Source organism: Rhodopseudomonas sp. P2A-2r (assembly GCF_026015985.1).
GTDB lineage: Bacteria > Pseudomonadota > Alphaproteobacteria > Rhizobiales > Xanthobacteraceae > Tardiphaga.
Window position 1 is genome coordinate 5,497,465 of record NZ_CP110389.1, and the last position, 24,605, is coordinate 5,522,069.

23 protein-coding genes and 2 pseudogenes are annotated in these 24,605 nt (G+C 65.2%); 6 read left to right on the forward strand and 19 right to left on the reverse strand.

Annotation, left to right across the window (positions count from 1 at the left end):
- Window positions 1–19: 19 nt before the first annotated feature.
- A pseudogene (locus ONR75_RS26530) lies at window positions 20–1,029 on the reverse strand (TorF family putative porin).
- On the opposite strand from ONR75_RS26530, the gene ONR75_RS26535 reads away from it, so the two are divergent.
- Entirely contained in the window at window positions 1,028–1,207 is a 180-nt protein-coding gene (locus ONR75_RS26535) for a hypothetical protein (RefSeq protein WP_265079875.1), read from the forward strand. The pseudogene ONR75_RS26530 and the gene ONR75_RS26535 overlap by 2 nt on opposite strands.
- A 260-nt stretch (window positions 1,208–1,467) precedes the next feature.
- On the opposite strand, the gene ONR75_RS26540 is transcribed toward ONR75_RS26535, so the two are convergent.
- From ONR75_RS26540 to ONR75_RS26560, 5 genes are all read right to left on the reverse strand, one after another.
- Entirely contained in the window at window positions 1,468–1,713 is a 246-nt protein-coding gene (locus ONR75_RS26540) for a hypothetical protein (RefSeq protein ID WP_265079876.1), read from the reverse strand.
- Window positions 1,710–2,021, reverse strand: a complete 312-nt coding sequence (locus ONR75_RS26545; protein ID WP_265079877.1) for a hypothetical protein — start codon at window positions 2,019–2,021, stop codon at window positions 1,710–1,712. Before ONR75_RS26545 ends, ONR75_RS26540 begins: the two co-directional genes overlap by 4 nt.
- Before the next feature lie 70 nt (window positions 2,022–2,091).
- The gene (gene glcF, locus ONR75_RS26550; RefSeq protein ID WP_265079878.1) at window positions 2,092–3,405 is read right to left on the reverse strand and encodes a glycolate oxidase subunit GlcF; all 1,314 of its coding nucleotides are present in this window, start codon (window positions 3,403–3,405) and stop codon (window positions 2,092–2,094) included.
- A complete protein-coding gene (locus ONR75_RS26555) occupies window positions 3,402–4,640 on the reverse strand; it encodes an FAD-binding protein (protein WP_265079879.1) in 1,239 nt (412 codons plus the stop codon). The genes glcF and ONR75_RS26555 overlap by 4 nt, the downstream gene beginning before the upstream one ends.
- Window positions 4,641–4,912: 272 nt before the next feature.
- Window positions 4,913–6,406 carry an FAD-linked oxidase C-terminal domain-containing protein gene (locus ONR75_RS26560; protein WP_265079880.1) on the reverse strand — a complete coding sequence of 498 codons (1,494 nt, stop codon included), beginning with the start codon at window positions 6,404–6,406 and terminating at the stop codon, window positions 4,913–4,915.
- Window positions 6,407–6,588: 182 nt separating this feature from the next.
- On the opposite strand from ONR75_RS26560, the gene cycA reads away from it, so the two are divergent.
- Complete coding sequence (gene cycA / locus ONR75_RS26565) at window positions 6,589–6,990, forward strand: cytochrome c-550 CycA (RefSeq protein ID WP_265079881.1); 402 nt, start codon at window positions 6,589–6,591, stop codon at window positions 6,988–6,990.
- Window positions 6,991–7,174: 184 nt separating this feature from the next.
- Here the strand turns inward: cycA and ONR75_RS26570 are convergent, their stop codons facing one another.
- The 8 genes and pseudogenes from ONR75_RS26570 to napE all read right to left on the reverse strand — a co-directional run bounded on the left by ONR75_RS26570 (window position 7,175) and on the right by napE (window position 13,377).
- Entirely contained in the window at window positions 7,175–7,849 is a 675-nt protein-coding gene (locus ONR75_RS26570) for a TetR/AcrR family transcriptional regulator (protein WP_265079882.1), read from the reverse strand.
- Window positions 7,850–8,025: 176 nt separating this feature from the next.
- Complete coding sequence (locus ONR75_RS26575) at window positions 8,026–8,316, reverse strand: AzlD family protein (RefSeq protein ID WP_265079883.1); 291 nt, start codon at window positions 8,314–8,316, stop codon at window positions 8,026–8,028.
- A 22-nt stretch (window positions 8,317–8,338) separates the two neighbouring features.
- The gene (locus ONR75_RS26580; RefSeq protein WP_265079884.1) at window positions 8,339–9,082 is read right to left on the reverse strand and encodes an AzlC family ABC transporter permease; all 744 of its coding nucleotides are present in this window, start codon (window positions 9,080–9,082) and stop codon (window positions 8,339–8,341) included.
- Between the two features lie 130 nt (window positions 9,083–9,212).
- A complete protein-coding gene (locus ONR75_RS26585) occupies window positions 9,213–9,845 on the reverse strand; it encodes a NapC/NirT family cytochrome c (RefSeq protein ID WP_265083808.1) in 633 nt (210 codons plus the stop codon).
- A pseudogene (locus tag ONR75_RS32615) lies at window positions 9,842–10,351 on the reverse strand (nitrate reductase cytochrome c-type subunit). Before ONR75_RS32615 ends, ONR75_RS26585 begins: the two are co-directional and overlap by 4 nt.
- Window positions 10,315–12,828, reverse strand: a complete 2,514-nt coding sequence (napA, locus tag ONR75_RS26600) for a nitrate reductase catalytic subunit NapA (protein ID WP_265079886.1) — start codon at window positions 12,826–12,828, stop codon at window positions 10,315–10,317. The pseudogene ONR75_RS32615 and the gene napA overlap by 37 nt, the downstream one beginning before the upstream one ends.
- 18 nt (window positions 12,829–12,846) lie before the next feature.
- Window positions 12,847–13,128: a chaperone NapD gene (locus ONR75_RS26605; protein ID WP_265083809.1), complete on the reverse strand. Its 282-nt coding sequence runs from the start codon at window positions 13,126–13,128 to the stop codon at window positions 12,847–12,849.
- A gap of 66 nt (window positions 13,129–13,194) precedes the next feature.
- Window positions 13,195–13,377 (reverse strand): periplasmic nitrate reductase, NapE protein, encoded by a 183-nt coding sequence (gene napE, locus ONR75_RS26610; protein ID WP_265083810.1) that lies wholly within the window; start codon window positions 13,375–13,377, stop codon window positions 13,195–13,197.
- 314 nt (window positions 13,378–13,691) lie between these two features.
- Between napE and ONR75_RS26615 the strand changes: the two genes are divergently transcribed.
- Window positions 13,692–16,151: a TonB-dependent receptor gene (locus ONR75_RS26615; RefSeq protein ID WP_265079887.1), complete on the forward strand. Its 2,460-nt coding sequence runs from the start codon at window positions 13,692–13,694 to the stop codon at window positions 16,149–16,151.
- Window positions 16,152–16,295: 144 nt separating this feature from the next.
- Here ONR75_RS26615 and ONR75_RS26620 read toward each other — a convergent pair whose 3' ends face one another.
- Window positions 16,296–17,678, reverse strand: a complete 1,383-nt coding sequence (locus ONR75_RS26620) for a histidine kinase (RefSeq protein WP_265079888.1) — start codon at window positions 17,676–17,678, stop codon at window positions 16,296–16,298.
- 113 nt (window positions 17,679–17,791) lie between these two features.
- Here ONR75_RS26620 and ONR75_RS26625 point away from each other — a divergent pair, with 113 nt between their 5' ends.
- Window positions 17,792–18,412 carry a response regulator transcription factor gene (locus ONR75_RS26625; protein WP_265079889.1) on the forward strand — a complete coding sequence of 207 codons (621 nt, stop codon included), beginning with the start codon at window positions 17,792–17,794 and terminating at the stop codon, window positions 18,410–18,412.
- A gap of 9 nt (window positions 18,413–18,421) precedes the next feature.
- On the opposite strand, the gene ONR75_RS26630 is transcribed toward ONR75_RS26625, so the two are convergent.
- The gene (locus tag ONR75_RS26630) at window positions 18,422–18,910 is read right to left on the reverse strand and encodes a MarR family winged helix-turn-helix transcriptional regulator (protein WP_265079890.1); all 489 of its coding nucleotides are present in this window, start codon (window positions 18,908–18,910) and stop codon (window positions 18,422–18,424) included.
- Window positions 18,911–18,969: 59 nt separating this feature from the next.
- On the opposite strand from ONR75_RS26630, the gene ONR75_RS32620 reads away from it, so the two are divergent.
- Entirely contained in the window at window positions 18,970–19,509 is a 540-nt protein-coding gene (locus ONR75_RS32620; protein ID WP_320109665.1) for a hypothetical protein, read from the forward strand.
- Entirely contained in the window at window positions 19,413–19,937 is a 525-nt protein-coding gene (locus tag ONR75_RS26640) for a zinc-binding dehydrogenase (protein WP_320109759.1), read from the forward strand. The genes ONR75_RS32620 and ONR75_RS26640 overlap by 97 nt, the downstream gene beginning before the upstream one ends.
- Here the strand turns inward: ONR75_RS26640 and ONR75_RS26645 are convergent.
- From ONR75_RS26645 to ONR75_RS26655, 3 genes are all read right to left on the reverse strand, one after another.
- Window positions 19,912–21,153: a glycosyltransferase family 87 protein gene (locus ONR75_RS26645; protein ID WP_265079891.1), complete on the reverse strand. Its 1,242-nt coding sequence runs from the start codon at window positions 21,151–21,153 to the stop codon at window positions 19,912–19,914. The genes ONR75_RS26640 and ONR75_RS26645 overlap by 26 nt on opposite strands.
- 61 nt (window positions 21,154–21,214) lie before the next feature.
- Entirely contained in the window at window positions 21,215–22,690 is a 1,476-nt protein-coding gene (locus ONR75_RS26650) for an NCS1 family nucleobase:cation symporter-1 (protein WP_265079892.1), read from the reverse strand.
- 74 nt (window positions 22,691–22,764) lie between these two features.
- The gene (locus ONR75_RS26655) at window positions 22,765–23,871 is read right to left on the reverse strand and encodes an Acg family FMN-binding oxidoreductase (protein WP_265079893.1); all 1,107 of its coding nucleotides are present in this window, start codon (window positions 23,869–23,871) and stop codon (window positions 22,765–22,767) included.
- Window positions 23,872–24,605 lie beyond the last annotated feature (734 nt).

A 24,605-nucleotide genomic window follows, 5' to 3' on the forward strand; every position in this document is an offset into this window, starting at 1 on the left:
TCGATCCGAAGAGAGGTGCTTACTTCAGGTTCGACATCGCGGTCAGGTCAGCCGACAGCTTGACGATGCCGGTGGCGCCGCACCAGTTGGACTCAAACCCGCCCGGATTGATGGCGGACTGGCTGGAAACACGCGTCGTGGTGGCGGTGTTGTCGCTGGTGAAAGCGTTGCAGGCGCCCTTCGAGAGGTCGGTGTCGGAGTAACGCAGGTCGAGGGTGAACACCTTGTAGGTGAAGCCGACGCCGACGTTCCAGGTGTTGTAGCTTGGCTCAGGAATGCCACCCGCGTAACGGGTGCCTGCACCGGTGCCGTAGAAGGCATCCGAAGTGCCCAGCCACTGGCGGCCGTACTCACCCGAGATGTACATGCCGATGCCGGTGGAGCCGAAGTAGGTGCTCGGCGCGGTGTACTTGCCGGTGACCGAAGCGTAGTTGCCCCAGGCGCCCAGGTTCAGGAAGTTCGGCGAATAGTACTCGTTGAAGCCGATAGCGAACTGGTCGTTGAGGGTGAAGTTAACCTTGGCGTAGCCTTCGTAGAAGCTCGCATCCTTCTTCGCGAAGTTGCCGTTGATCGGCAGACCGCCGGTCAGAGCATCCGCGAAGGACTGGTTGCTGCCGCAGAAAGCCTGCGACTGGTAGCACTGGCCACCCGGATATCCGTAGTACCAGAAGCCGAAGTCGAAGGCTGCGATGCCCCAGGTCGGGCGGATACCGAAGTAGCCGTCAAGCTCAGCCGCGGCGCGGTTCGCGAAGGAAATGCTCGATGCCGAGGTACCGACGTAGAGCTGCAGATCCTTGGTCACATTGTAGCGCGGCTCGAAGTAGGCCGTCACCGAAGGCTTGTGGTTCGACTGGGTGACGCCGCGGAACACGTAGTCGTTGGTGATGGAGCTGCCGAAAGCGATATCCCAAGGATCGAAAGCAACGATCGGGGGGCCTTCTTATACACTTTGGCCCCGAGATCAGCCGCCGAGGCCGAGCCCATACCGATCGCGAGCAAGGCTGCGACTGACACTATTGTTTTCTTCATGGTGGTCCCCATCACTTTAAAAGCCCAACTGTGCTGCAGTTCCAAGATCGCGGTAACCGACGCAGCGAATTCCTTAATGTGGCCCCAATCTGCGGCGGGATGCCGCGAGCGTGAAGTGAAAAAACAAGCAAGCGCCGACTTTTTAGGCATTCTCGGCTTTTGGGAAGATGTTGTTTAGAGGTGTTGCATAACGACAACAATTTGGACGGGTCCATTGGCTCAAAATACCACCCTAAAGGCGAATCCCACCGAGTCCGTCGCCCGAGCGCTGGCAATTCGATAGCGGGTCGGGGGTAGCAGGGAGCGCCATCGCTAAGCGCCTCCCCGAATCGGAAGGCCGCGAGATCAGGTATCGGGCTCCCCAAATACAAAAGACCGCGACGGGATCGTCGCGGCCTTCAATCACATGGGGCGGCTGCGGGTCTCGCGACCCGGAGGCTAGTTGGGCTCGCCGTGCGGCAGGTCCGAGGAGGACTCGACCGGAGCGCTGTCGCCGGTGGAGTGGCCCTCGATCGGGGAGGTCTCCGGCTCGGGTGCAGACCAGGTCGAGGTCTCGACCGGTGCAGTCACGGTAGGAGCTGCCGGCTTCGGCTTGCGAATACGCGGCTTCTTGGCAACCGGCGGCGGCGCTGCGACGACAGCAGCCGGCGGCGGCGCGACCGCCTTCTTGGCGGCCTTTTTCACGGGCGCCTTGACAGTCTTCTTGGCAGCTTTCTTTGCAGCTTTTTGGGGGCCGCCTTTTTCGCCGGCGCCTTGGCGGCCTTCTTCGGCGCCTTCTTGGCGGATTTCTTGACCGCCTTCTTCGCGGTCTTCTTCACCGATTTCTTCGCCGACTTCTTCGCCGACTTCTTGGCAGACTTCTTTGCCGCCTTCTTGGCGGCCTTCTTCGGCGACTTCTTGGAAGCCTTCTTCGCGACCTTAGCCGCGGTCAAAAGCTTCTTTTTGCCTTTCTTGTCCTTCTTGTCTTTTTTGGACTTCTTGTCTTTAGCCATCGTGTCCTCCTGTTGGCGGCGATCGAGATGGATCGACGTTCAAGTTGTCCGCGTCAGCGGGGGCAGCACGTCAGCTCAATCCTGGCCGTGGACCGCCCGTCGCCCAGTCGAGAAGCTCAATAGTGTGGACGACGGGGACCGCAGTCCCACCGGCGATCTGCACCATGCATCCGATGTTGCCCGCGGCAATCAAATCCGGCTTGACCATCGCGATGTTGGCGACCTTGCGATCGCGCAGCCTGCTCGCAATATCAGGCTGGAGAATGTTGTACGTTCCCGCCGATCCGCAACACAAATGGCTCTCCGGTATATCTTTCACCACGAATCCATTCTTGGAAAGCAATTCTTTCGGCGCTTGCGTGATTTTCTGGCCGTGCTGCAGCGAGCAGGCCGAGTGATAAGCGACGACAAGATTGCTTGAGGCCTGCGGCGCAGGCATTTCCATCGTGCTCACATACTCGGTGATATCCTTCGCCAGCGCCGAGACCTTTGCGGCCCGCTGAGCATAGTCGCGGTCCTCGCGCAGCATGAAGCCGTAGTCCTTGATGACCGTGCCGCAGCCCGACGTTGTCACAAGAATCGCATCGAGACCGCCGCGGTCGGCTTCGGCCAGCCACGCCGCGATGTTGCCGCGGGCGCGGGCCAGCGCATCGCCGTCGCGGCCGAGGTGGTGGGTCAGCGCGCCGCAGCATTGCTCGTCTTTGACCAGCACCACCTCGATGCCGTGCCGGGTCAGCAGGCTGATGGCCGCCTTGTTGATGCGCGGCGCCAGCACCTGCTGGGCGCAGCCCTGCAGCAGCGCCACCCGGCCGCGCCGCGGTCCGATCGCCGGGAACACGCTGCCGCCCGCCGGACCGGCAGCGGGAATGGCTGCCGGCGCCAGCGCCAGCATCGCCTTGAGACGGCTCAACAGATTGGGACTCGCCCGCTTCGCGCTGGACGGCAGCAACGCCCCCAACGGTCGCGCCAGCCGGGCCAGGTGCATGCTGGCACGGAACCAGCCGGGACGCGGAAGCACGAAGGCTAGCACCGCGCGCAGCAACCGTTCCGTGGGCGGCCTGACATAATCCCGCTCGATCCGGACCCGAGCCTGATCGACCAGGTGCATGTAGTTCACGCCCGACGGACAGGTGGTCATGCAGGCCAGGCACGACAGGCAGCGGTCGATATGCTTGACCACATCCTGCGTCGGCTTCTGCTCCTTCTCCAGCATCTCCTTGATCAGATAGATGCGGCCGCGCGGACTATCGAGTTCGTCGCCGAGCAGCACATAGGTCGGACAGGTCGCGGTGCAGAACCCGCAATGGACGCATTTGCGCAGGATCGTATCGGCTACCGCGAGATCGGGATCGGCGAGTTGCGCCAGAGAAAATTCGGTCTTCATGCCACCGGCCCTCGCGCCATCCGGCCGCGGTTGAGAATGTTGTTCGGATCGAAGCTTTGCCGCACCCGTTCGCCGAGCGCGGCAAGACCGGCCGGCTGCGGATGGAACACATCCACTGCCCGGCGCACCGCTTCGTCGGCGCGGATCAGCGTGGCATGGCCACCGGCGGCATCGACGAGCTTGCGCAGCGGCAAAGCCTGCGCGTCGGCCGAGGGCGGCAGCGCCGCCCAGATCAGCCCGCCGCCCCAGTCGTAGATCACCTCGCCCTGCGACCCCTTGGCCAGCGCCTGGCCCAGCGCGCCGCCGGAGGCCGGCGGACAGACGATCCGCCACACCGGCCACAGCGCCCGCGGGCCGCGGGCAGCGAACGGCGTGACGTCGCGGATATCCGCCCACAGTGCCGAAGAGGCTGCGCCCTCGACGACATCCGTCGGACCGAACGCGGCCAGCGCGGCGGCCAGCGACACCGCGCGATGCGCAACCGATGCGGTGATGCCCTCGAGCCGCAGCAACGTCACCGACTGGTCCGGCGCGGCGATGTCGCCGAGGGCGCCCTGCGTGGTGCGCAACGCCGAGCCCGGCAGATGCGCCGCGCCAGACACATCGAACGGCGATCCCAGCGCCGCGGTCATCGCCTTGTTGGCGGCAAGATCATCGAGCCCGCGCAGCACCAGCGTACGCTCGCTCTCGGCCCGCGGCATCACCTTCAGCGTCACCTCGGTCATCACGGCCAGCGTGCCCCATGAGCCCGCCAGCAGCTTGCACAGGTCATAGCCGGTGACGTTCTTCACCACGCGGCCGCCGGCCTTGAAACTGTCGCCGAAGCCGGACACCGCATGCGCCCCGAGCAGATGGTCGCGCGCCCCGCCGGCCTTGATACGCCGCGGCCCGGCAAGGCCGGCCGCGATCATGCCGCCGATGGTGCCGACATCCGGCGTGCCCAGCAGCTGCGCGGTGTTCACCGGCTCGAAGACGAATTGCTGGTTCCGCGAATCGATCAGCGACAGCACATCGGCCAGCGGCGCGCCGGCCTGCACGGTGATGATCAGCTCGTTCGGCTCGTAGGCGGTCACCGCATTGAGCGCCGACAGGTCGAGCACCGCATTGGTGGAAACCGGCTGGCCGATGCTGCGCTTGCTGCCATGGCCGACGATCTCCAGCGGCTGCCCGTCGCCGATCGCCGCCCGCACTGCCTGCTCGACGTCCTGCGCGTCGCGTATTTTCAGTATATCCACGGGTGATTTTTCTTTTGATATTTGAAAGCGAGGCGGAAGTGGCATCCCTCCCCCGTGTGCAGCAAAGCTGCGCGGGGTGGGGAGGGTCGGCCGAGCGAGACGATGCGGAGCATCGGCGAAGTGGAGGCCGGGGTGGGGGCAGACCACAAGCGCCATCGCCCGCGGCCGCCCCCACCCGACCGGCCTGACGGCCGGCCACCCTCCCCACCGCAAGGGCGGGGGAGGGAAAAGACAGGCCGGCGTCTTGCTGCTGTCTACTGTTCGCTTCATCCTCAAAACCGCGGCAGATCGGGAAATGCCAGCCGGCCGGCATGGACGTGCATGCGGCCGAGTTCGGCGCAGCGGTGCAAGGTCGGAAACACCTTGCCGGGGTTCAGCAGTCCCTGCGCGTCGAAGGCGCATTTCAGCCGCTGCTGCTGGTTGAGGTCGATCTCGCTGAACATCTCCGGCATCAGATCGCGCTTCTCGATGCCGACGCCGTGCTCGCCGGTGAGCACGCCGCCGACCTCGACGCAGAGCCGCAGGATATCCGCGCCGAAGTCCTCGGCGCACTGCAGCTCGCCGGGCTTGTTGGCGTCGTACAGGATCAGCGGGTGCAGGTTGCCGTCGCCGGCATGGAACACGTTGGCGACGCCGAGGCCGTATTTCGCCGACATCTCCTTCATCCGCCGCAGCACCAGCGGCAGCGCGGCGCGCGGGATGGTGCCGTCCATGCACAGATAGTCCGGCGAGATGCGGCCGACCGCCGGGAAGGCCGCCTTGCGGCCGGACCAGAACAGCAGCCGCTCGTCTTCGGAGGTCGAAATCTGGCAGGTGGTGGAGCCGCAGCCCAGGGCGATGGCCTCCACGCGCTTGATCAACTCGTCGACCTCGACGCCGGGGCCATCGAGCTCGATGATCAGCAGTGCCTCGACATCCAGCGGATAGCCGGCATGCACGAAGGCTTCGGCAGCGTGGATCGCAGGCTTGTCCATCATCTCCATGCCGCCGGGAATGATGCCGGCGGTGATGATGTCGGCCACGCATTTGCCGGCCTCCTCGACCTCGGCAAAACCGATCATCAGCGCGCGCGCCGTCTCCGGCCTCTGCAGGATGCGCACGGTGACCTCGGTGATGACGCCGAGCAGGCCTTCGGAGCCGGTGATGATGCCCATCAGGTCGTAGCCCGAGGTTTCGGCCGACTTGCCGCCGACCTTGATGATCTCGCCGTTCATCAGCACGATCTCGCAGCCGAGCAGGTTGTTGGTGGTCATGCCGTATTTCAGGCAGTGCACGCCGCCGGAATTCTCCGCCACATTGCCGCCGATCGAGCAGGCGATCTGCGACGACGGGTCCGGCGCGTAGTAGAAGCCGGCATGGGCGACGGCCTGGCTGAGCGCGAGGTTGGTGACGCCGGGCTCGGTGACCACGGCGCGGTTGTCGAAATCGATCTCGCGGATGCGTTTGAATTTTCCAAGCCCCAGCAGCACCGCATCGGCCAGCGGCAGCGCGCCGCCCGACAACGAAGTGCCCGATCCCCTCGGCACCACCTTGATGCTATTGTCGAAGCAATAGCGCAGCACGCGGGAAACCTGCTCCGTGGTGTCCGGCAGCACCACCACCATCGGCGGCTGGCGATAGGCCATCAGCCCGTCGGATTCGTAAGGAAGCATCTCGGCGGCGCTGGAGATCACGCCCTCGCCCGGCACGATCGCTCGCAGTGCAGCAATGATCGTGTCGCGGCGCGCCAGCACCGCCTGATCCGCTGCGGGCATCATGATGGTCATCTTGTTGTCGTCTCCCGCGCCGGCCTGCGCTTTTGCGCCTGCTCGTGCGGCGGAATCAAGCACGTCTGGGCAAGTTTGGGTAGATCGCCCGCCGGTCTTTGTTCCACCATCGTTGTGCTTTGCAAAGCGCCTCCCGCGTGCGACAAATCCGGACGGAAAGCCAACAGCAAGAAGAGCCATCCATGAAAAAATTCGTTCTGCGCAGCCTCGCCTTGATCGCCGTGTCCGCCACCACCGCATCCGTCGCGCTGGCGCAGGACGTCGCCGCCGGCAAGACGTCATTTGCCAAGTGCCTCGCCTGCCATGCCATCGGCGAAGGCGCGAAGAACAAGGTCGGTCCCGAGTTGAACGGCCTCGACGGTCGCAAGTCCGGAACCGCCGAGGGCTACAACTACACCGATGCCAACAAGAACTCCGGCATCACCTGGAACGAGGCCCAGTTCAAGGAATACATCAAGGACCCGAAGGCCAAGATCCCCGGCACCAAGATGGCCTTCGCCGGCATCAAGAAGGAAACCGAGGTCAACGACCTCTGGGCCTACGTCTCGCAATTCGACAAGGACGGCAAGATCAAGACGAAGTAACGCTGCTCTCCAACGCACGACAGCAGCCATGTTTTGTCCCCTCCCCTTGCGGGGGAGGGTGGCGCGAAGCGCCGGGAGAGGGGAGCTGCAAGCGACATCGCTTGCAGCTCCCCTCTCCTCGCCCCTCCCCCACAAGGGGGAGGGAGCACTACGGGCGTCGCCCGGATTACAATCAAATTGTCAGCTAAGCCCCGACCAGCATCTTGGCCGGCAACACAGCCTGCACCACCAGTCCGCGGGCGCGGGCGTCCATGACGCCGACCGCGCGCAGCGCCAGCAACGTCACCGTCTGCACCGCATCGCGCAGCTTGGCGGGATCTTCCAGATTGTCCGGCGCCAGCGGGCCGACCAGCGCCTCATGCAGCGCCCCGAGCAGCGCGGTGGCCGCGAGCGCGGTGTCCTGCGCCGGCAGATGGCCGGCGCGCACGGCGGCCGAGATGCGCAGCTCGATCTCGCCGGCAATCTCGCGACGGCTGGCCAGCCGCGATTCGGTGACATCAACCTCCACCGGTTCGGCGAGAATGCCCCAGGCCAGCTTGCGGTGCGACAGCACATGGACGGCGACGGTGGTCACCGCGGCGGCGAGCGCCGACGACGGCCCGGGTGCGGCGTCGGCGGCGCGGCGGATCGCCGCCAGTTCATCGCGCGACACGTCGGCAATCAGTTCGGAAATCAGGTCGGCCTTGGACGGAAAGTAGCGGTAGACGGTGCCGGCGGCGACGTTGGCGCGGATGGCGACCGGGGCGATCTGCACCGCCGCCATGCCGCCAGCGGCGCAGGTGTCACGCGCAGCTGCCAGAATGGCACTGCGCCGCGCCGCTAGGCGCTTCACGACCTGATGGGTCCGGCGATAAACCATGCGCTTCATCCCTTCGCACGCGGTTCCGGGCCGACTGGCAATCCGGAGAAGACGCACGACTTCAACGTTTTGGGCGAGATCCCAGGGTCACTCGCAGGTAAGAACTGAACAACAATTCAGAGCTCCTGACAAGAGGTTTCCGCTGTGTCCGGTATGCAGCTTTTGTAAATCCGGGATTAGCCTCCGAAGCCGGCCGCGCGGGCGGCTGCGGCGACCGCCATGCCGGTGATCACGGCGAGGAAATCGTTGCGCCGGATGATGGTCACGACCATCGCGGCGAGGATGGCGAATACCACCACCGGCCCGCCGTTGACCGCCACCGGCAGCGCCGCGGCGACGATGATCGAGCCGGGAAGCGCATCGAGCATGCGGCGCACCCGCGGCGTCACGTTGACGTAGCCCATCAGCCAGTAGCCGCCGAGCCGCGACGCCACCGTCACCGCCGTCATGACGGCAAACGCAACCATGACATCGCTGCGCAAAAATCGTTCATGACGCGGCTCCGTGGGCCGGCGCCGGCTCGTCCATCAGCCCGGCGCTGATGCTGCCGCTCAGCGCGCCGGCGATGATGAACCACCAGCCGCCGGCCAGCCAGTGCACGACCAGCGCGACGACGCCGGACACCACCCAGGGGATGGCGCGGCGCGGCCCCTTCCAGGCCGGCACCAGCATCGCGGCGTAGAAGGCCGGCATCACCAGGTCGACGCCGTATTTGCGGGGATCGGTGAGCTGTTCGGCGAGCAGGAAACCGGGGATCGAAGACAGCAGCCAGACCAGATACAGCACGATGCCGCCGCCGACATAGAACCAGGCGTCGGCGCCGCCGTGCTCGCGGTAGCGCATCGCCGCCAGCCAGCCGCCATCGGTGACCAGCAGCATCGACGGATAGGCCTGCCACGCCGGCAGCGTGCCGAACCACGGCCGCAAGGTCGCGCTCATCAGCATGAAGCGGATGTTCACCGTCAGGGTCAGCAGCGCCAGCGTGGCGATCGAGGACGGCGTCAGGCGGTCGGGCCAGGACTGCACCGCAACAAACTGCGACAGCCCGCCATAGACCGTGGCCATCATCAACTCGACCTCGGCCAGCGAGAAATGCTTCTGCGCACATAGCGCGCCGAACGCCATGCCGAACGCCAGCGTGCCCGGCAGCATCGGCACGATGGCGACAATGCCCGGCATGATCGCCGCGGTGGACCAGTAGGCTGGCGTCTTGGGAATTCCGGTGTGGTGCATGGCATGATCCGCGTGGGATGCCATGACTGCGGGCAGAGCGCGGCGCCGTCAAGCCGTCGCCGCTCATGCGCGTTATGCGCGTTATGCGCGTTATGCGCGGGCGAAGTTTACCCGCGCTTCTCGTTCCCCCTCACTGCCAGCCCGGAACGCCCTTCATGTCGGGCAGATGATGCGCGATGCCCTTGTGGCAGTCGATGCAGGTCTTCTCGCCGGTGAACAGGAAGCGCTGGTGCGCCACCGAGGCGCGCGGCGACTGCTTGGTGATGTCCATCGAGGCCGCGCTGTGGCAGTTGCGGCATTCCAGGGAATCGTTGGCCTTGAAGCGGGCCCACTCGTGCAGCGCCAGTTCCAGCCGGTGTTCGCGGAACTTGTCGGGCGTATCGATCGAGCCGAACAGATGGCCCCAGACTTCCTTGGAAGCCTGCATCTTGCGCGCGATCTTGTCGGTCCAGTTGTGCGGCACGTGGCAGTCCGGGCAGCTGGCGCGCACGCCGGAGCGGTTGGAGAAGTGGATGGTCGACTTCAATTCGGAGAACACGTTGTCGCGCATCTCGTGGCAGCCGGTGCAGAATTTTTCGGTGTTGGTGATTTCCAGCGCGGTGTTGAAGCCGCCCCAGAAGATCACGCCGGCAACGAAGCCGGCGAGCACCAGCACGCCGAGCCCGAACACCGAACTCGGCCGTCGCAGCACGTTCCACAGATCGATCACGAACCCCCAGGTCCGTGCCGGCCATGCGCGGCGCGGCGGGGTGATATCGGTCATCGCTTGCCCCCGGGCGCGGCGCTCTTCTGCAGCAGCAGCGAGATCGATATCGACGAAATCATTGACGATCGGCGGCTTTGCCGTGCTCTGTGGCACGTGGCATTCGGTGCAGAAGAAGCGGCGCGGCGACACCGAGGCCAGGAACTGGCCATCGCGATCCATGAAGTGGGTGATGCTGACCATCGGCGCCTGCGACTCGCCGATTCGCGCGCGGGCGTGGCACGACAGGCACTTGTTGCCGTTGAGGTCGATCTGGTAACCCTCGGTGGTGTGCGGGATCACCGGCGGCTGTTCGGGATAGTTGCGCACTTCCTTGTCCGCCGAGTTGCGCAGCGGCAGCAGCGGCGGCGCTGCCCCTCCTCGTTGAGCGGCGTGGACCCGCGCAGCCCGGAACTGACGGTCTGCGCGACCAGCGACGTCGAGGCGGCGGCGAGGATGATCGCCAGCGCCAGGAATACAGGTTTTCCGATCATGTGCTTTGCACCCGCTCGATGCGCACCGCGCATTTCTTGTAGTCGGTCTGCAGCGAGATCGGATCGGTGGCGTCCAGCGTCACCTTGTTGATCAGCTGCGCTTCGTCGAACCACGGCACGAACACCACTCCGCGCGGCGGCTTGTTGCGACCGCGGGTCTCGACCCGGGTGCGGATGAAGCCGCGCCGCGACGACAGCTTGATCTCGTCGCCGCGCCGTAGCTTGGCTTCCAGCGCGTCGTCTGGATGCATGAAGCAGACAGCCTCCGGGAACGCCTTGTAGAGTTCGGGCACGCGCCGCGTCATGGTGCCGGAATGCCAGTGCTCGAGCACGCGGCCGGTCGACAGCCAGAACGGATAGTCGGCATCGGGGGATTCCGCCGGCGGCTCATAGGGCAGCGCGAAGATCCGCGCGCGGCCATCGGGGAAACCGTAGAACTCGATGTCCTTGCCTTGCTTGACGTAGGGGTCGAGCCCCTCGCGGAACCGCCACCGCGTTTCCTGGCCGTTGACCACCGGCCAGCGCAGCCCCCGCACCTGATGATAGGTGTCGAACGGCGCCAGGTCGTGGCCATGACCGCGACCGAAGCTGGCATATTCCTCGAACAGGCCCTTGTGGACGTAGAAGCCGAACGCCTTGGATTCGTCGTTGAGGTAGCCGGCCTCGATGTCGGTAACCGGGAATGCATCGACCTGGCCGTTCTTGTACAGCACGTCGTACATGGTCTTGCCGCGAACTTCCGGCTTCTTGGCGATCAACTCCTCCGGCCAGACTTCCTCGATCTTGAAGCGCTTGGAAAACTCCATCAGCTGCCACAGATCGGATTTCGACTCGCCCGGTGCCGACACCAGCTGGTGCCAGAAGTGGGTGCGCCGCTCGGCATTGCCGTAGGCGCCCTCTTTCTCCACCCACATGGCGGTGGGCAGGATCAGGTCGGCGGCCATGGCCGTGACCGACGGATAGGCGTCGGACACGACGATGAAGTTCTCCGGATTGCGATAACCCTGATACGTCTCTTCGTTGGAGTTGGCGCCGGCCTGCAGGTTGTTGTTGACCTGCACCCAGTAGGCGTTGAGCAGCCCGTCCTTGAGCATGCGGTTCTGCAGCACGGCGTGATAGCCGGGTTTGTCGGGGATGGTGCCTTCCGGCAGCTTCCAGATCTGCTCGGTCTTGTCGCGATGCGCCTTGTTGGTCACCACCATGTCGGCGGGCAGACGGTGCGAGAAGGTGCCGACCTCGCGCGCGGTACCGCACGCCGAGGGCTGGCCGGTCAGCGAGAACGGGCTGTTGCCGGGCTCGGAGATCTTTCCGGTCAAGAGGTGGATGTTGTAGATCAGGTTGTTGCACCAGACGCCGCGGGTGTGCTGGTTGAAGCCCATGGTCCAGAAGCTGACCACCTTGACCTTGGGGTCGGCGTAGAGCTCGGCCATCGCCTGCAGCCGGTTCAGCGGCACGCCGGACATTTCGGCGGCCTTCTCCAGCGTGAAGTCCGAAACGAACTTGACGTAATCGTCATAGCTCATGTCGGTGGAGTCATTGGCCTTGGTGCGGCCGGTGGCCTTCTTCTCGAGCGGATGTTCGGGCCGCAGGCCGTAGCCGATATCGGTCTGGCCGCGCTTGAACAGCGTGTGTTTGTCGACGAAATCCTTGTTGACGCGGCCGGTCTTGACGATGTGGTTGGCGATGGCGTTGAGCAGATAGAGATCGGTGTGCGGCTTGAACACCATGCCGATGTCGGCGAGATCGAACGAGCGATGCTCGAATGTCGACAGCACAGCGACCTTGACATGCGGCGCGCTGAGACGGCGGTCGGCCACCCGGGTCCACAGGATCGGATGCATCTCCGCCATGTTGGAGCCCCACAGCACGAAGGCGTCGGCGGCCTCGATATCGTCGTAGCAGCCCATCGGCTCGTCGATGCCGAAGGTGCGCATGAAGCCGACCGCGGCGGAGGCCATGCAGTGGCGCGCATTGGGATCGAGATTGTTGGAGCGGAAGCCGGCCTTCATCAGCTTCAACGCGGCGTAGCCTTCCCAGATCGTCCACTGGCCGGAGCCGAACATGCCAACACCGCTGGGGCCGCGCTTCTTCAGCGCCGCCTTGAACTTCTCCGCCATCACGTCGAAGGCTTCGTCCCACGACACCGGCGTGAACTCGCCGTTCTTGTCGTACTTGCCATTAGTCTTGCGCAGCATCGGCTGGGTCAGCCGGTCATGGCCGTACATGATCTTGGACAGGAAGTAGCCCTTGACGCAGTTGAGGCCGCGGTTGACCTCGGACTTGATGTCGCCATGGGTGGCGACCACGCGGTTTTCCTTGGTGGCCACCATGACGCTGCAGCCGGTGCCGCAGAAGCGGCACGGCGCCTTGTCCCATTTCAATTCGCTTTGCGACCGCTCGGTGGTGAGGTTGGCGGCCAGCGCCGGCGCTGCCATGCCGCCGGCCATCGCCGCCATGGCGGCGGCCTCGAGCTTGAGAACCTGGCGACGGTCGAGTTTCGGTGCGGTCATGACAATTCTCTCCAACGCCTAGGCGGCATCGATGGCGTGAAACACGAGCGAGGCCGAGTAGACGTCCGGCAGCAGCGCGATGGTGTTGAGGGTCGACCCGATCGCGCCCGCGTCGGGGACATCGATCACCACCACCAGCTTGCCCTTGGGATCGCGGCCGTGAATTTCGCAGCCGGCCAGAGCGAGGATGGCGGCCTCGACGGTTGCAAGATGCTCCGGTCGCGCCTGCACCAGAATGCTGGCAATCTCGCCGCCGGGCGGGGCGATGACGCGGTCCGGGTTAAGAAGGCGCCCCCTCATCAGGGAGCGGCGATCGATAACAGTTTGCTGCTTTTGCACGGACATATTCCTTGCTGTTAACGACTGCTAGTGGGCGGCCGGCGGGCCGGGCGGCCCGACGATCATCTGAAAAATCCAGACCGAGAGCCCGTAGCCGCCAACTGTCGCCACCGCGAGCGCCGGCATCAGCACCACGGTGAGAAATAGAAATGCGAAGACTTCCATGCGCCGACGGCGCACGTGTCCCGTGTCGCTGCCATTGGCGGACATGAGGGGCTCATTCGATGATGGGGGATTTGCCGGCATCAGGGTCGGCGCCTGATTGCCATCATAGATCATCGGCTCTGGCCGTTCTTGATCCACATCAAACACTTGCTGACAGCCGCCGCAGCTTTCCGATCTCCGCGGGACGACAGTTTGGTGACGTCATCCGACATCGCACCACAATATGCGAGAGCCGGTCGGGACATTTTCCCGATCGCGCCGGAAAAGTTTCCCGCATCGGCAGCGGTATTTTTGTTTGCGAAAACGGCGGCTCTCTCGCAGTCTTTGTCCAACTGACCAAGCAAAAAGGCAGGGCGGGGATGGGACGTTATTTTTCTGCGTGTCGCACGCATAACGGGGCGAATCCGACTCTCACACGGCTGGCGGGGGCCACCATTGCGTCAATCGGCCTGCTATGGCCCGCATCGTCACAGGCGCAGCAGACGCTGCCGACCATCGACGTGATCTCCAATACCCCGCTTCAGGGAACCGGCATCGACAAGGACAAGATCCCGTCGCTGACGTCGTCGGTCACATCAGAGGATTTCCAGCGCAGCTATTCGCAGAACATCACCGACACCCTGTTCCAGCGCATTCCCGGCGTCACTCTGTCGGATCCCAACGGCAACAGCGCCCAGCAGGCCGTCAGCTATCGCGGCTTCTCGGCCTCGCCGCTGCAGGGCACGCCGCAGGGCCTCGCCGTTTACATGAACGGCATGCGCATCAACGAATCCTTCGGCGACACGGTGAACTGGGACCTGATCCCCACCAATGCGATCTCGCGCGCCGACGTCTTCACCAACAACCCGGTGTTCGGCCTCAATGCGCTGGGCGGCGCCGTCAGCCTGCAGATGAAGAACGGCTTCACCTATCAGGGCTTCGAGGCCGAGGGCCAGGGTGGCTCCTACGGTCGCGGCCAGGGCGGCGTGCAGTATGGCGCGCAGAACGGCAACTGGAGCAGCTACTTTGCCGCGCAGGGCCTGACCGACGACGGCTGGCGGCAGAAGTCACCAGCGAAGCTCGGCCGCTTCTATGGCGACGTCGGCTGGCGTGACGATCGCGCCGAGTTCCATCTGTTCGGCGGCGTCTCCACCAGTTCATTCGGTGTTGCCGCAGCGACCCCGGTGGAAATGCTCGCCCGCAACTGGAGCTCGATCTACACCACGCCGCAGACCACCGACAACAAGATGGCCATGATCGGCATGAACGGCAAAGTCGCGGTCACCGACTCGTGGACCGTGCAGGGCAACCTCTACGGCCGCTTCTTCCGCCAGGACCATGTCGACGGCAACGACGGCAATGTCGAGCGCTGCAGCAATTCGTCATCCTATGCCGGTCGTTTGTGCCTGCAAGACGACGGCTTCCCGCGGCCTGTACCGTTCACCGGCGCCGCCGCCCTCGCCTTCCGCAACCAGTTTGTGATCCTCGACCAGAACAACCAGCCGATTCCCTGTCCGCCCGGCTCAGGCAATACCTGCGCGCCAGTGCCCTATGGCAGCATCGATCGGACCAAGACCAGCTCCGATACTTTTGGCGGCTCGCTGCAGGCCACCAACGATGACAAGCTGTTCGGCCACGGAAATCATTTTGTGGTCGGCGGCAGCATCGATCGCGGCAAGACGGCGTTCGACGCCACCTCGACGCTTGGCTACATCTATCCGGACCTCACGGTCGGGCTCAATCCGACGATCCCCGGCAACGGCTCGGTGATCCACACGCTCGGCAATGTCGGCTACACGCCGGTGAGCATCAACACCCGCAATACCTATTACGGCATCTACGCCACCGACACCTTCGACATCACCGATGCGCTCGCGGCCACCGCAGGCGCCCGCTACAACATCGCCGACATTTCGTTGCGCGACATGCTCGGCACCAGTCCCGACCTCAACACCGATGCGCGGTTCTCGCGCCTCAATCCCGTGGTCGGCCTCACCTACAAGATTGCGCCGTGGATGACCGCCTATGGCGGGTACTCGGAATCCAACCGCGCGCCGACGCCGCTCGAGCTCGGTTGCTCCAATCCCGACAAGCCATGCCTGCTGGAGAACTTCCTGGTCTCCGATCCGCCGCTCAAGCAGGTGGTCGGCCACACCTATGAGCTCGGACTGCGCGGCAACAGCGCACTGGCGGGCGGCATCTTCGAGTGGAAGGCCGGCCTGTTCCGTACCGACAGCGACGACGACATCATCACGCTGGCGAGCACCATCCAGGGCCGCGGCTACTACCAGAACGTCCCGCGCACCCGCCGCCAGGGCGTCGAGCTCTCGGCCGAATACAGGTCGAGCCAGTGGCTGGTCTATGCCGGCTACAGCTTCATCGACGCCACCTATCGCTTCAACGGCACGCTGGCCTCGCCCAACAATCCCTCCGCGGACGCAAACGGCAATATCTTCGTCACCTCCGGCAACCGCATCCCCGGCATTCCCCAGCACCAGTTCAAGGTCGGCGCGGAATATCTGGTGACGCCGCAGTGGAAGGTCGGCGCCGACATCGTCGCCGTGGGTCGCCGCTACTACGTCGGCGACGACGCCAACCAGAACCAGATGCTGCCATCCTATGCGGTGGTCAATCTCCACACCTCCTACGAGGTGACGAAGAACGTGACGCTGTTCGCGGTGGTCAACAACCTGTTCGACAGCAAGTACGCGCTGTTCGGCACCTATTTCGAATCGTCCGGCACCGCCAAGGCGGGGCTGCCGATCACCTTCACCGACCAGCGCACCGAAGTGCCGGGTGCACCGCTGGCGGTGTTCGGCGGCATCAGGGTGAAGCTGTGACGATGGGAAAACTGCCCCGCTGAATTCTCTCGGCACGCTGCTGCTCCCACGGCAGCGTGCCCGCTCTCCCCGGCAAGGGAGAGCCGTGGGTGAGGGGCGCGATCGACTGCCCAGCTCGCGCCCCCACCCATCGCTTCGCTGTCTTCACCCGGCCACCGCAGGGTGAAGAGATGCCGTCGGCACCATCGCCTCCACCGTCACGCCCTGCTCCGTCGAATTCACCGTCATGCTGCCGCCCAGCGCCAGCACGCGCTCGCGCATCCCGGTGAGGCCGAGGCCGAGCCGGTGATCCGATGGCAAGCCGGCGCCGTTGTCTTCCACCCGCACCAGCGCCGCTGTGCCGCCGGCCTCGTGCAGCGGTGCAATCGAAACGACAACGCGGGTCGCGCCGGCATGACGGAACACATTGGTCAGTGCCTCCTGCACCACGCGATAGACGGTCAGCTCGACCGCTTCGTCGGTGATATCGAGCGCCGGCGACAGTGCGATTTCGACGGCGACACCGGGATGGGCCTCGCGCCACAGCCGTGCCAGCGCTGCCAGCGCCTCGCTTAGGCCCAATTCGCTCAGCCCCGCCGGCCGCAGCCGGGCCAGCACCCGGCGGTTGGACTGCTGCAGCGCATTGACCTGTTCCAGCATGGCGCCGCCATGGCGGCGCAGCGCGGCGATGTCCGGCTGCGGCGCATCGGCCACCCGCGTCAGCGCGCTGCCATGCGCACGCAATGCAAACAGAGTGGGGCCGAACTCGTCGTGCAGTTCCCTGGCGATTTCCTTGCGCTCGACGTCCTGCAGCGAGACGATCCGCGCTGCCAGTCGCCGTTTGTCCTCCACGGCCCCACCGAGCGCCGCCGCCAGATGATTGAGCCGGTCGCCGATATCGGCGAGTTCCGGCGGGCCCAACGGCAGCACCCGCGTGTCGTAGCGACCCGCTTCGATGCCGGCCATCGCCGCTCCAAGCCCCTGGATCGGCTGAAGCGCGCGGCCGACGACCGTCATGGTGATCAGCAGCAGGATGGCGGCGATGGCCGAGCCGACCTCGATCTGCGTCACGATGCCGTCCCAGATCTCGGCGATCTCGTCGGTGGGATGCGACGCCACCACCAGCGTGCCCAGCGAACGCCCGTTGGCCGTCACCGGCACACGCACCATGCTCTGCTCGGGATGCACCAGTTGCACAAACCACGCCGGCGGCGCGGCGGCCTGCGTGGCGGAGCCCGCCGGCGGTGGCAGGTCCCTTGATGCTGCGGCGATCAGCGCGCCGCCTTCGCGGGTGATGCTGACATGGCGCAGCCGGCTGAGGTCGGCGAGGATGTCCGCCAGCTTCGCTTCGGGATCCGGCGTATCGTTGAGGCCCGCCACCAGCGTCTGAATGAATTCGCGCGCCAGCCGCACCACGCTCTGGTCCTCGGCCTGCACCCGCGGCGCTGCGTCGAGCACCAGCCGCGCCACGTTGACCGCCAGCCCGAGCACCAACACCAGCGCCAGCAGCATGTTCAGCCGCGCCCGCAATGACAGCCTTTGCCACATCGTTCCGCTCCTCGTTGCCGCACTGCACAATCAGGGAACGTTGACATGCAAAACCGGCAACCCTTAATTGATGTTACAATAAGTTGCCGGCGAGATACGACCCGGAGCAGTTGATGCGCGTGCTGATTGTCGATGACCACCTGATCGTCGCCTCCGGCTGCCGTGCGCTATTCGCTGGCGATCCCGACATCGAGGTGGTTGAGGCCAACGACGCCGAGAGCGGCGAGGCCGCCTTCGTCGCCGAGCAACCGGACATCTGTGTGCTCGACATCAACCTGCCGGGCGTGTCCGGATTCGAGTTGGCGCGCCGCATTCTGGCGCGCGCCGCGGGTGCGCGCATCATCATGTTCAGCATGAACGACGATCCCGTGTTCGCCGCGCGCGCCATCGAAGCCGGCGCCAAGGGCTATGTGTCCAAATCCGGCGAGCCGGACGATCTCATCGAGGCCATTCGCGTGGTCGGCCAAGGCGGCGTGTTCCTGACCCGCGCCACCGCCAGCAGCATCGCCTTCGCCGGACCCGGCCTCGCCGGCGGGCCGCTCGGCAAGCTGTCGGCACGCGAGATCGAGATCCTGCGCCTGCTTGCCGCCGGCAAGAGCCTGACCGAGATCGCCTGGCTGGTGCACGCGTCCTACAAGACCATCGCCAATACGTCGTCGCTGATGCGTCAGAAGCTCGGCGTGCGCAATTCCGCGGAACTGGTCCGCTTCGCCATCGACTGCCGGCTGGCATAGACGCGGGGCCTAGGATCCCGCGGACGGCTCTTGCGAGACCGCATCGGCAAACTTTCGCATCAGGCGCACCAGCTCGTCCAGCTCCTGCGTCTCCCAAGTCGCGAAGATGCCGCGACCGATCCGCTCGCGTGCGGCGTCGACAAGGCCGGTCATCGCCTTGCCCTTCGCGGTCGCCACCGCCTCGCGCACCCGGCGGTCCGCAACGCTTTCGCGGCGTTCCACCAGATCGAGGCTTTCAAGCTTCGCCACCTGGCGGCTGACCGTAGTGTAGTCGCGCCCGACCCGGTCAGACAGGTCGACCACGCCAATCGGTCCGAACCTTTCGATCAGGACCAGCAGCGGAAACAGCGCACGATCGAGCGGGATGCCCGCCTCCCGGATCAGCGCCTCGTCGCGTTGCGGCCGGTTCATCACGCTGACGATATCCAGCACCGCGCTGTGAATCTGCCGAAGCCGCTCACTTATATGTGTAGTTTGCACATTTTTTCTTGACGCCATCGCACTCCTCCTAATATGTGCATAATACACGCATTTACTGAGACTGGAAGGGAAACCACATGAAAGCAGTGATCGTCTCCAGGCATGGCGAACGGCCGGTCTATGGTGACTTCAGCGAGCCGCAGCCAGCTGCAGGCGAGAGCCGCATCGCGGTGAGCGCCGCCGCCATCAGTCAGTTGGTCAAGAGCCGGGCCTCCGGCCGGCACTACAGCTCCTCCGGGGAATTTCCGTTCGTGGTCGGCGTCGACGGCGTCGGACGGACTGACGATGGGCGCCGGGTTTATTTCGTTCTGCCGAAAGCCCCCAACGGCAGCATGGCCGAGCGAACCGTGGTGTCGTCGGCGCAATGCATCGCCCTGCCCGACGATCTTGACGACGTGACCGCCGCGGCGATCGCCAATCCCGGCATGTCGTCGTGGTCGCCTATACGGAGCGCGCAGCATTGCAGGCCGGCGAAACCGTGCTGGTCAACGGCGCGACCGGCACTGCGGGTCGCCTCGCCGTGCAGATCGCAAAACATCTCGGCGCCCGGCAGGTCATCGCCACCGGCCGCAATTCCGAAGCCCTGGAAGCGCTGCCGGCGCTTGGAGCCGATGTGATCATTCCGCTCGGGGACGACGAAGCGAATACGGAAAACGTCATCAAGGAGCAGTTCGCCGCAGGCGTCGATGTGGTGATCGACTATCTGTGGGGTCGCAGCGCCGAGCGCCTCCTGATCGCAGGCGCCAGGGCCGGACGGGATGCCGTGCCCATCCGTTTCGTCCAGGTCGGCGCCGCCAGCGGCACGGACATCACCCTGCCGGCTGCAGTATTGCGTTCCTCGGCCATCACGCTGATGGGCAGCGGCATCGGTAGCGTCCCCCTCGATCGCATGCTTCACGCCATCGACGCGCTGCTTCGCGCCACCGTGCAGGCCGGCTTTCAGATCCGGTCCACCCCTGTGCCGCTGTCGGATCTCGAACGCGCATGGGGCGATGACGACAGCACCCGACGCACCGTGTTCATTGCGGATGCGCCGACGTCATGATCAGTGCCGAGGGCTGCCCTGCCGGTTGCGCGGCGCGCTTCCGCCACGCCCCGCAGCGCGCCGCAATCAGGCCGGCCACCAGCAGCGTGGCGCCGAAGCCGGTGGGCGCGCCGAGCAGCGGATAGATCATCAGCAGCACCGCTGCGAGGCCCAGCACCGGCAGCTCATGGCGGGCAAAACCTTCGGCAAGGCCGACGCGCATCAGGAACGCCACGGCGATGGCCAGCACCATGACGTCGTAGAGAAACAGATAGGGCGTCACCAGCAGGGTGCCGGTGGCCAGCGCCGCGGCCTTGAGTTCATAGCGCACGCGGCTGCGCCACAGCACTACCAGCGTTGCCGCCACCGTCGCGGTCATGACCCACTGGAATGTCCAGCCGAGCGGCTCGCTGCCGCCGAAATAGCGCACCAGCGCAAAGATGCTCTGCATCTTGCCCCAAGGCGCCCGGCCCTCGGTGAGGAAGGCCTGCGAGAACATTGGCATCCACTTGAAGAAGGCCTGCCAGCTGTCGCTGCCGAAGGCGAGCCATGACACCAGAACCAGCGCGACCACGGTGACGCCGGCGCTGACGAAGGTGCGCCATTGCGCGGTGGCGATCAGCACCAGCGGGAACAGCAGGCCGTATTGCGGTTTGTAGCTGAGCAGCCCGAGGCAGATGCCGGCGAGAATCGGCCGTGTCGGCAGCAGCACCAGCATGCCGCCGATCAGCGATGCCGTGAGGAAACCGTTCTGCCCGACCAGCGTGTTGGTCATCACCACCGGGAACGCCAGCGCCAGCAAGAGACCGAACGGCCGCCCGACAATGGCGCGCATCGCCGCGAGATAGGGAATGAGACTGACAAGCGGCCAACTGACAAAAGCGAGGCCATAGGGCAGCAGCGCCAGCAGTTCGGCGACGAACAGGAACGGCGGCGGATAGTGCCAGGCGAAGTTGCCCTCATAGCTCTGGCCGAGCACCGCCACCTGCAACTGCTTCTGAACGCCCCAGTCCCAGGCCAGCGCCGGATGGCCGTCCAATGCCAGCCTGCCGGCCGACCAGACATTGACGAAATCGGTGGGCATACCGAGGCCCTGGTCGTCGAAGATCCAGCCGCGGCCGTAGAAGGCCGGGAAGAACACGACGTTGAGCACCGCCAGCACGAAGCAGACATTGAGCAGCACCGCGGGGATCGCGGGGCGGTCCCTCGGCGTCGACATCGTCAGCGGCGCGGCCATGCGCACTCCCCAGCGCGCCTCATGCGCGCCGGCAGAATGCCATCGCGGCGTTGCGGAAAACTTAAGGCCGGGCCAGCCCGGGCGCTGGCACCACTGCCCGGCCCCGCATCAGCGCCATATACAGCGCCGCCGCCAGCGTCGCGCCGATCAGCCAGCCCCAGTCGCCGATATTCGGCACCACCTTGTAGGCGCCGAGCAGCGCCAGGCCGATCGACACCACCGCGGAGCCGGCCAGCGCCTGCAGTGCCCGGACGTTCCAGCCGCTCGCGAAATACAGCGAGCCGTTCGGCGACATCGTATAGAGGTCGGCCAGCACCACCTGCTGCTTCTTCACCAGATAATAGTCGGCGATCATGATGCCGAACATCGGCCCCAGCGCCGCGCCGAAAATGCTGACGAAGATGGTGATGGCCTGCGGGCTGGAGACGAAGATCCATGGGCACACCAGCACCGACAGGATCGAGGTGATCAGGCCGCCGAGCTTGAAGTCGATCTTCTCCGGATAGAGGTTGGAAATGTCGTAGGCCGGCGACACGAAATTGGCGACGATGTTGATGCCCATGGTCGCCACGATGAAGGTGACCGAGCCGAGCGCCACCACCCAGGGATTACCGATCCGCTCGACGATGGCCACGGGATCCATGATCGCCTCGCCGAACACGTTGACCGTGCCGGCGGTGACGATCACCGTGATGATCGCGAACACGATGAAGTTCACCGGCAGCCCGAGGAAGTTGCCGACCTTCATCGACCTTTCGTCGCGGGCGAAGCGCGAGAAGTCGCCGAAGTTCAGCAGCAGCGCCGCGAAATACGCCACGATCAGCATCGCGGCATTGGCCATGTGGCCGATGGCCGACCCCTCGACGCGCGGGCTGAGCTGCAGCGACAGGCTGGACGTGCCGGTCTGTGCCAGAATCCAGATCGCCAGCGCGAACATCACGATGTAGACGACGGGTCCGCAGAAATCGATGAACTTCCTGATCGTCTCCATGCCGTTGAGAAAGATCAGCAGCTGGAACAGCCACATGAACAGGAAGCTGCCCCAGCCCAGCGGCGACAGGCCGACAAAACTGCCATGGGTCCAGATCTCGGCAGCGGGATAGAACGCCAGCACCAGAGCCTGCACCGCCTTGGAAGCGAAATAGGTCTGCACGCCGTACCAGACGATGCCGACAATGCCGCGCAGGCCGGCAGCGATGTTGGCGCCCATGACGCCGAACGACATCCGTGCCACCACCGGAAACGGCGTGCCGTATTTGAGCGACGGCCGCCCGATCAGGTTCATCAGGAAATAAACCGCGGTGATACCAACCACCATGGCGACTAGCACTTCCCAGCCGGTAAGGCCGAGGAAGAACAGGCTGGCCGCAAAGGTGTAGCCGCCGACCGAATGCACATCGGACATCCACATGGCGAAGATGCTGAACACGCCCCAGGTCCGCCCGGCGGGCGCCACCGGCGCCAGATCGTGATTGTAGAGCCGGGGATCGGCGCCTGGGATGACAATGACGGGCGACGGGTTCGAATGGGCTGACATCGGAATCTCCTGCGCTGCCGGAGGATCGACCTGATACTTTTGAAAAGCAAGACCCGCGCCAGAATTGATACCAGTCAGGCCAGCATCTCCGTGACCGGCCGGCGCAACGACGGCGGCATCGGCGGCCCATAGCCGAAGCGGACGATCAGGTCGGGCCGCGCGCCGGACGCCAGCAGCCCCGCAAGCCGCTGCCGCACCGACGCGACCTCGACCGCCTGGTTGAGGAACGCGTGGCTGATGCCGAGCGCGGTGGCCTGCAGGGCGAAGCGCTGATAGGCGCGCCCGCTCGCCAGCCAATGCGCCCCGTCGTCCCGCGCCGAGACGAAGATGGCGAGGCCCGCCGAACTGGCGATCTGGTCGCGACATTTTTTGTTCTCGGAGTCGGCGGACATCACCACGTCGAACAGCATTCGGCCGACCGGCGTCGGCAGTGCCGGATTGCCGGACGCCGCCACGAACAGCCCGTCTGCCGTGCGCAGCGCCTCGGCATAGCTAAAGCGTAGCCAGTGTTTCAGCTCGGCCATGAATACCGGGTCGTTCAACTGCCGGCTATTGCCATCGATGATCAGGCCCGCCACGGCATCGATGGCCGGCCGCTCGGTCAACAGCAGCAGCTTCACGCCCTCGCCGTTGCCGGCCGCGGCCAGCGCCCGCAGCGCATCCGCGGCAACCGCACGGCCGTCATACAAGGCGCGGCTGCATTGCCGCGTCATGATCGCCGCGGCCATCGGCGTGGTGACGGTGTCGCCGTCGCTGAGGTCGATGACCACGCGCTCGTCGCCCTGTGAATCGAATCGCGGCGTCGCCACGAGTCCGAACACCGGCGCCGCCTGCACGATGTTCTCCACCGCCGCGCCGAGGCTGGCATAGAGATGATGGTCGTCGGGATCGACCACCGGCGTGCGCCGCGCAAAGTCCGGCAGCACGGCGATCGTCGCCTCGCCGATCGCGAAGCGCCAGGCCTGGGTGTTGTGGCTGTTGGCGGCGAGCGTCGCGGCGCGCACCAACTCGGTCAGCGCGTTGCGACCGCGCAGCCTGCCGTCGAGCGGCCGGCGCAAGGCCGCGGCGGCAGCACGCCATTCGCCGATATCCTGCCGTGTCTCAAGTATCAGACCGCCGACGCCAGCCGCGACCACGCCGCCCGCCACGCCGCCGCCGATGAGAAGAGTCCTGCGATCCATGGCGCGCTCCGAAGTTGGTCGTCGTGACCCTAGGTGGTCATCGGCGCGGTGGTATTGATATCGCGCAAGCAGCCGGGTGTGCAGAGTCCGCTGCGCGGCCCAGCGTGACAAGATTTCCTCAACCTCACTGTTGACTATAGTCCTATTGTCACCTATAGTCTCCCCATCCTGCTCAACGAGGGGCGCTGTCATGAGGCGTCTTGAGAGTGGAGCCGGATGCGGTGTCCCGCGCGTGTGCCTCGCAAGCACGCCCCGGGAGGCTTGAGGTCACCGTCCGGGCCCACTACGGGGCTCTGCCGCTCTTTGCCGGCTGGACGTGGACAGTGACAAGGCGGGGAAAGCCCGCCGGAAGCTGCCCCGGAAGAACGGTCCCTCAGCCATAAACCCCGCGGTGGCGCGCCCGCAGGCGCGCCGCTCCCCTCATGTCTGGAGGGGAGATCTGCTCACACCTCGGACGCCTTGGGTGGGCGCCGCGAGAACGAGAGCACTTGGCTGTTTGACATTCGAATATGATCAGCGCGAAAGCGCCAAGATGCGTGTCCCGGACGCGCTGCAGCCTAGCGAAGCAAAGCTTCGCGCGGATGCGCAGCATCGCATGCTGCTGCGCAGATCCGGGACCGTCACGAACACCGTCGATTGGAATGGCCCCGGATCAGCGAAGCGATACTGGCGGCGATGCTGTCGCTTCGCCTGGCATCGCATCGCATCCGGGGCACGAGATCCAACCACAAAAA